Annotated in this window: 1 protein-coding gene and 1 pseudogene; one reads left to right on the top strand and one right to left on the bottom strand. The window is 74.9% G+C overall.

Translation table 11 applies throughout. The features are described 5' to 3' along the window. On the bottom strand, positions 1-1,142 hold a 1,142-nt coding region (locus tag EAO73_RS35655; protein ID WP_412075988.1), incomplete at its 3' end, for a sensor histidine kinase. 253 nt (positions 1,143-1,395) lie between these two features. Between EAO73_RS35655 and EAO73_RS35650 the strand changes: the two are divergent. Then, a pseudogene (locus tag EAO73_RS35650) lies at positions 1,396-1,524 on the top strand (heme-binding protein); the annotation flags it as partial.

The raw sequence follows: 1,524 nt of genomic DNA, 5'->3' as shown, positions 1-1,524 counted from the left end.
CCCTCTTCTACACCGGGCTGCGCATCCTGCCGCCGCGCGCCGCGTACGCCGGTGGGGGCGGTGGTGCCGGTGGCGGGGGTGAAGCCGCGGCCGTTGTCGGCGATGTCGAGGACGGTGCGGTCGTCGAGGTGGGTGAGGGTGAGGGCGGCCTCGGTGGCGGCGGCGTGCTCGGTGATGTTGGCCAGGGCGCCCTGGGCGATCCGCAGCAGCGCGGACTGGGTGCGGTCGGGCAGGGCGGTGTGCGGGGTGCCCTCGATGTGGCAGCGGACGGTGAGCCTGCCCTGGGCCTGGGCGGTTTCCCGGGCGGCGAGTGCGTGCAGGGCGGCTTCGAGGCCGCCGCCCTCGGCGAGGTCGGCGGGGGCCAGGTCGTGGACGAAGCGGCGGGCTTCGGCGAGGTTGCGTTCGGCGATGCCTTCGGCGGTACGGATGTGGCGTCGGGCGGCGGCCGGGTCGGTGTCCCAGGTGCGGTCGGCGGCCTGGAGGAGCATCTGCTGGCTCGACAGGCCCTGGGCGAGGGTGTCGTGGATCTCCATGGACAGCCGCTGGCGTTCGGCGAGGGTGCCTTCGCGGCGTTCGGTGGCGGCGAGTTCGCGGCGGGTGCGGAGCAGGTCGTCGATGAGCCGGCCCTGTTGCACGGCCTGGCGCCGCATATGGACGAACACGGCGGTGGCGACGGCGGCGACGGCGGGCGGGGCGAGGACGAGGTTGGGGTCGAAGCCGTGGGCCAGGCGGAGCTGGGCGGCGACGACGAACAGGGTGAGCAGGGCGACGAGGGCGTACGCGGCGCGCGGCGGCAGGATGCGCAGCCCGGTGTAGAAGAGGGGCACCGCGCACCAGGCGAAGCTGGGCGCCAGGACGACGAGCACCATCCAGACGACGACGAGCGCGCCGAGCCAGACGAGGCTGCGGGGGGTGGGGCGTGAGCCGAGCACGGGGCCGAGGACGTAGAGCGCGGCCAGGGCGACGGACAGCCCGATGATCCACGGGGTGCGGGCCTCGCCCGGGTGCCGGAGCAGGAACCGGGTGAGCGAGGCGCCTAGCAGCAGGAAGAACGCGGCGTGCATGAGGAGGGCGAGGGAGCGGGTGCCGGTGTCTTCGGCGTCCCGCCCCGGCACGGGCCGGCGCTCGTACCCCTGCTGCACCTCGTACCCCGCTCTCCGGGACCGTGAAGGCCCCCTCCGGTCCCGAAGGGACCCCCGTTGACCTGCGTCGGCATTCCATCGTCCCCCCGGACGGGCGCCCCCGCATCAACCGATCGGCCGATGGGGAGGTCAGCCGTCCCGCGCGCGGGGTCGAGCCGGTACGACGACGGTCCGGGGCCGGTTCCGGCCCAAGGATGGATGACAGGACGCGGGAACCACCCGCTTCCGTTCTTCCCCCGCTGAGGAGCCCCTGATGAAGAAGATGTCGCTGCGCACCCGTGTCCTGACCGGTACCGTCGCCGCCGCCGCCCTCGGGGCCGGCACCTTCGGCGCGATGTCCGCGAACGCCTCCACCCCGGCCGCCGCCCCCGCCGCCCCCGCC

It is taken from the genome of Streptomyces sp. col6, from assembly GCF_008042035.1.
GTDB lineage: Bacteria > Actinomycetota > Actinomycetes > Streptomycetales > Streptomycetaceae > Streptomyces.
Note: the sequence above shows the minus strand (reverse complement) of the source record. Positions and strands in the feature narration are given on the sequence as shown.